Source organism: Acidithiobacillus sp. (assembly GCF_023255755.1).
In the GTDB taxonomy this organism is placed as follows: domain Bacteria; phylum Pseudomonadota; class Gammaproteobacteria; order Acidithiobacillales; family Acidithiobacillaceae; genus Acidithiobacillus.
The window spans coordinates 1-4901 of the sequence record NZ_JAGDVS010000146.1; the positions used below are offsets into that span (position 1 = coordinate 1).

Genomic DNA, 4901 nt, shown 5'->3' on the forward strand with positions numbered 1-4901 from the left:
AATCGTGCTAATCAGGTTCTTTTTTGGCCATGTGCAGGACCGCATTGGCCATGTGCGGGCGATTGCTTTTACTCTGATCGCCTGGATAGGCGTGGTGGTGCTGGCCTGGGCCGCGCCGGACGAGCGCATGTTCTGGGTGGCCGCCAATCTGGCCGGGTTGTGCATGGGTGCCTCGCAGTCGGCGGGGCGGGCCATGGTGGGGCTGCTGGCGCCACCAGCGCAGCGTGCCGAGTTTTTCGGGCTGTGGGGGCTGGCGGTCAAGCTCGCGTCGATCATCGGCCCGCTGACCTACGGCGTCAGCAGTTGGCTCACCCAGGGCAATCATCGCCAGGCGCTGCTCATTACTGGCAGTTATTTCATCGCCGGCCTGTGGGCGCTGCGCGGGGTACAGGCCACGCGCGGCTATCGCGCTGCACGGCGATTTGCCCGCGCCACAAACTGAGTTATGGCGGCCTTCAGCAAGAAAGCTGAGGGTGGCCGATCAAACCATCCGGAAGCTCCAAAGACCGGGTGCGGGCATTGACCCGTCGTACAAGGTGCAAACACATGGGCGTCATCGTCGCCAAGCTGGGAGGTATAGCCGCAAAAATACGCTACAATATTGAGACATCAGGGACGCCGATCAGGGGGAGTGGGGGATGCGCGATCTGGAAGACATTATGTGGATGCAGGCCATAGACATGTTGGAACGTGCGGAACGCCTGCAGCGGCGTTTCTTTCAGCCGGCCCCGTCGGGTCGCCAGCCAGCCTGGCAGCCGCCCATGGATGTCTTTGAGAGCAGTGGTGGGCTGCAGATTGTCGTGGCCTTGCCCGGCGTTAGCCCGGAGGAAGTACAGGTAATCTTCAGCGGCAATGTCCTGATAGTGAGTGGTCAGCGTCGGCTTTCCGCAGAGCTGCAAACGGGGCATATCCATCGTCTGGAGATCCCCTACGGCGTTTTCGACCGGCGCCTGCAGATTCCTGATGGCTTGACCTTACAGGGCTGGGAAATGCGAAACGGCTGCCTCCATTTGTCCTTTCGCCAGCAGAGGGGTATGAAATGAGCAATCCGCACACGGAGGCGAGCGAAAGCAGCAAGCTGGTATTACCTGAAAATGTCCTGCCGATATTGCCCATGCGCAATATTGTCCTTTTCCCAGGGGTCGTTCTGCCCCTCGGAATTGGTCGCGCACAGTCGGTAGCGGCGGCCCAGGAGGCCATCCGCCAGGAATGTCCCATTGCCGTGCTGCTGCAAAAGGACCCCGGCAACGATGCACCCGGCCCGGATGACTTGTATCCGGTGGGTACGGTAGCCAGCATATTGCGTTATGTGACCACCGGGGATGGCGGCCACCACCTCATTGCTCAAGGAGAAGGCCGTTTCCGGGTGCGCGAATTTTTGCCGGGTTATCCCTTTCTGGCGGCCCGCATCGAGCGCCTGGAGGAGATTACAGCTACCGGTTCGGAGCTGGATGCCCGCGTCCTGCACTTGCGCCAGCAGGCCACCGAAGCCCTCGCTCTTCTGCCGCAGGTGCCTCAGGAGTTGGCCCAGGCCATCGCCCACGTGGAGCAGCCCGGGGCACTGGCGGATCTGATTGCCAACTTTCTCGATCTCAAGGCCGAGGAGCGCCAGCAGATTCTGGAAAATCTTGACGTGCGCAGCCGTCTGGAACAGATCTCGCAGTTTTTGAGCTATCGCATTGAGGTCCTGAAGCTTACCCACAAGATTGGCGAGCAGACCAAGGAGGTCATGGATCGCCGCCAGCGTGAGTATTTCCTGCGCGAGCAACTCAAGGCCATTCAGCAAGAGTTGGGGGAAGGAGAGGAGGGCAACGGTGAGATGGAGGCTCTGGGGCACGCCCTTGACGAGGCGCACTTGCCCGCCGAGGCGGAGGCGGTGGCCCGTAAGGAGTTGCGTCGCCTGCAACGGATGCCCGAAGGGGCCGGCGAGTATGGCATGGTGCGTAGTTATATCGATGCCATCCTGGCCCTCCCCTGGAGCAAGGAAACAGCGGAGCGCATCGATATCGGTGAAGCGCGAGGCATTCTCGACGAGGATCACTACGACCTCGACAAAATCAAGCGGCGCATCCTCGAGCATCTGGCGGTGCATCGCCTGAATTCCAGCGGCAAGAGCCCCATTCTCTGCTTTGTGGGGCCGCCGGGGGTGGGCAAGACCTCTCTGGGCCAGAGCATCGCCCGCGCCATGGGGCGCAAGTTTGTGCGCGTGAGCCTGGGCGGCGTCCATGACGAGGCGGAGATCCGCGGCCATCGGCGCACCTATATCGGCGCCCTGCCAGGCAATATCCTCCAGGCTCTGGGCAAGGTGGAGGTGCGCAACCCGGTGATGCTCCTGGATGAAATCGACAAGCTCGGCGCCGGTGGTTTCCACGGCGATTCTGCCGCCGCCCTGCTGGAAGTGCTGGATCCAGAGCAGAACCGCACCTTTCGCGACACCTATCTGGCCATGCCCTTTGACCTCAGCCACGTCTTTTTCATCGCCACGGCCAATATCCTGGATACCATCCCCGGTCCCCTGCGGGACCGCATGGAAATCATCGCGCTCTCGGGTTATACGGAGGAGGACAAGATGCACATCGCTTCCCGCTACCTCCTGCCCCGGCAGCGGGAAGCGGCGGGCCTGACGGCGGAGCAACTGGTGCTGGAAGAAGACACCTTGCTGGCCCTCATCCGCGGCTATACCCGCGAGGCCGGCTGCCGCAACCTGGAGCGGGAACTGGGGGCCATTTGCCGCTGGGTGGCGGTGCGCGTCGCCGAGGGCAGCAGCAGCGGGATGCAGGTTCATCCCGATGACCTGGCCACCGTTCTTGGTCCCCAGCACTTTGAAAACGAAGTCGCCTCGCGGGTGGCCCTGCCCGGCGTGGCCACTGGTCTGGCCTGGACGCCGGTGGGTGGGGATATCCTCTTCATCGAGGCCAGCAAGAGCCCCGGTAACGGCCGCCTCATCCTGACCGGCCAGCTCGGCGATGTCATGAAGGAGAGCGCCCAGGCGGCCATGAGCCTGGTCAAGGCGCGGGCGGCGGACTGGCAGATTGCCCAGGAAAGCATCGACAAGAGCGATATCCATATCCACATCCCCGCCGGTGCCATCCCCAAGGACGGCCCCAGTGCCGGCGTGACCCTTACCGTCGCGCTGATTTCCCTGCTCACCGGCCGCAAGGTGCGGCCGGATGTGGCCATGACCGGCGAGATCAGTCTGCGTGGCCTGGTTCTGCCCGTAGGCGGGATCAAGGAAAAGGTTCTGGCGGCGCTGCGTGCCGGGATTCACACGGTGCTATTGCCGGCACGCAACCGCCGGGATTACGAAGACATCCCCGAGAACGCACGGCAACAACTTACCTTCATCTGGATAGAACGGGTGGAAGATGCAGTGGCGCAGGCGCTGGAAATGGGCCTGGAAAAATAGGTGGTATCCGGGTCGTGTTACAGGTCCTGCCATCCGGATGCGGATGGTCCGGAAAGTCAGTCGGGCACAAATAAAGCGCTTGGCGGTTAAGCCAGGCGCTTGTTTTTATGGTGCCGGCAAGAGGAGTCGAACCTCCGACCTACCGATTACGAATCGAATTTAACCCCCTTTTACATCAGCAAGATGCACGTAAAAACATAATTAAAACAGCTTGTTGTAAGTATCGCCATTCCCTTATATTCCCACAGATTCCCGTCCTCAGTGTGGTGCAATTGCGGTGCAAACGACCCGCTGATTATAGGCCTTCTGATTCTACGTCAGGGGTCCAACCGCCATATCTGAGGTCCGGCGGAACGGAATGCCGCCACAGCTTGTTTTAATAAGTGGAAGCATATATGCTGTCATCCATGGTTCGGCTCGTCATTGACACGAATGTTTTTGTTGGCGCCATGCGGTCGGAAGGGGGCGCCTCTCGCGCTGTCTTGAAATACGCATTGACTGGGCGTTACGTCCCTTTGTTCGGGAATGCACTGTGGCTGGAATACGAGGCTATGCTGGGTAGGCCAATATGGACCGGGGAGACCACAGGCGACGAGCGTAAAACCATCATGGCCGCACTGGCGAAGCAGGGGAAGTGGATCTCTATCTACTACGGGTGGCGTCCGAATCTCCCGGATGAAGGGGACAATCACTTGGTCGAATTGGCCGTGGCGGGAAACGCTGAAGCCATCATCACGCACAACATCTCGGATTTGAAGGGCGGGGAGCTTGCCTGGCCGGAGTTGCGCATCCTGAAACCATCGGAATGCCTGGAGGTGTTCAAATGAGTACATTGACGATTCGACTCCCAGACGACAAGGCGGACAAAATCCGGGATATGGCCCGCATGAAGGGGATCAGCGTAAACAAGCTCTTTGACGAGTGGACGGCGCAAATGCTCACTGAAATGGATGTCGAGCGCAGGTTCCGCGTGATGGCTGCTCAGGGAGACCCGCAAGCAGCGTTACGCATTCTGGAAAAAATTGACCAAACGCATTAACACCACGCTGTAACCTGTTACGCAGTAACGAGGCGGATCGGTACAAAAAAGCTATAGCAAGACACGAGTCACTTTATCTGGCGTTCCCTCTTTACTCAATATAAAGAAGATATAGCTTATACACCGCTTAAAGGCTTTTCCCCGTGGCCGTCCCGCCGTGTGCTGATCCAAAGGGGTACTTTACCCTACCGCTTCCTCGGAATCGTGCGGCCTGAGCCATTTATGGGGAAGCGGTAACGGCCTGAGCCTGTTCTGCTGTCGTCGCCTGCCACTGCGGGCAGCCCGCACGGTTACCAGTAAATAATCCACTGGTTACCCGCTGGTTACCGTAAAAAACCAATAATAACATATATATATGTGTGTAGGTAACCAGGTAACCTAGGTAACCACCTGTTTTCCCCTATACGCGGGAATTTTTTTATAGATAACCACCACAGTCTTATCTATAAAAATTTT

Annotated in this window: 5 protein-coding genes and 1 tRNA gene; 5 read left to right on the forward strand and 1 reads right to left on the reverse strand. The window is 59.2% G+C overall.

Features of this window, described 5'->3' with window-relative positions:
• The 3 genes from Q0C48_RS10140 to lon form a co-directional block, all read left to right on the forward strand.
• A partial coding sequence (locus Q0C48_RS10140) for an MFS transporter (RefSeq protein WP_291523998.1) occupies positions 1-442 on the forward strand: 442 nt, incomplete at its 5' end.
• A gap of 196 nt (positions 443-638) precedes the next feature.
• On the forward strand, positions 639-1043 hold the full coding sequence (locus Q0C48_RS10145; protein WP_291524000.1) for an Hsp20/alpha crystallin family protein: 405 nt from the start codon (positions 639-641) through the stop codon (positions 1041-1043).
• Positions 1040-3406, forward strand: coding sequence for an endopeptidase La (lon, locus tag Q0C48_RS10150; RefSeq protein ID WP_291524002.1), 2367 nt, complete (start codon positions 1040-1042; stop codon positions 3404-3406). The genes Q0C48_RS10145 and lon overlap by 4 nt, the downstream gene beginning before the upstream one ends.
• A gap of 108 nt (positions 3407-3514) precedes the next feature.
• Here the strand turns inward: lon and Q0C48_RS10155 are convergent.
• A tRNA-Ser gene (locus Q0C48_RS10155) sits at positions 3515-3586 on the reverse strand.
• A gap of 215 nt (positions 3587-3801) precedes the next feature.
• Here Q0C48_RS10155 and Q0C48_RS10160 point away from each other — a divergent pair.
• A complete protein-coding gene (locus tag Q0C48_RS10160) occupies positions 3802-4233 on the forward strand; it encodes a putative toxin-antitoxin system toxin component, PIN family (protein WP_291524004.1) in 432 nt (143 codons plus the stop codon).
• Positions 4230-4445: a CopG family transcriptional regulator gene (locus Q0C48_RS10165; protein ID WP_065413069.1), complete on the forward strand. Its 216-nt coding sequence runs from the start codon at positions 4230-4232 to the stop codon at positions 4443-4445. Before Q0C48_RS10160 ends, Q0C48_RS10165 begins: the two co-directional genes overlap by 4 nt.
• Positions 4446-4901: the final 456 nt, after the last annotated feature.

Excerpts from the sequence above, each read along its gene's own strand:
- lon (WP_291524002.1), top strand. The coding sequence starts at position 1,040 with ATGAGCAATCCGCACACGGAGGCGAGCGAAAGCAGCAAGCTGGTATTA.
- Q0C48_RS10165 (WP_065413069.1), top strand. The coding sequence starts at position 4,230 with ATGAGTACATTGACGATTCGACTCCCAGACGACAAGGCGGACAAAATC.
- Q0C48_RS10145 (WP_291524000.1), top strand. The coding sequence starts at position 639 with ATGCGCGATCTGGAAGACATTATGTGGATGCAGGCCATAGACATGTTG.
- Q0C48_RS10160 (WP_291524004.1), top strand. The coding sequence starts at position 3,802 with ATGCTGTCATCCATGGTTCGGCTCGTCATTGACACGAATGTTTTTGTT.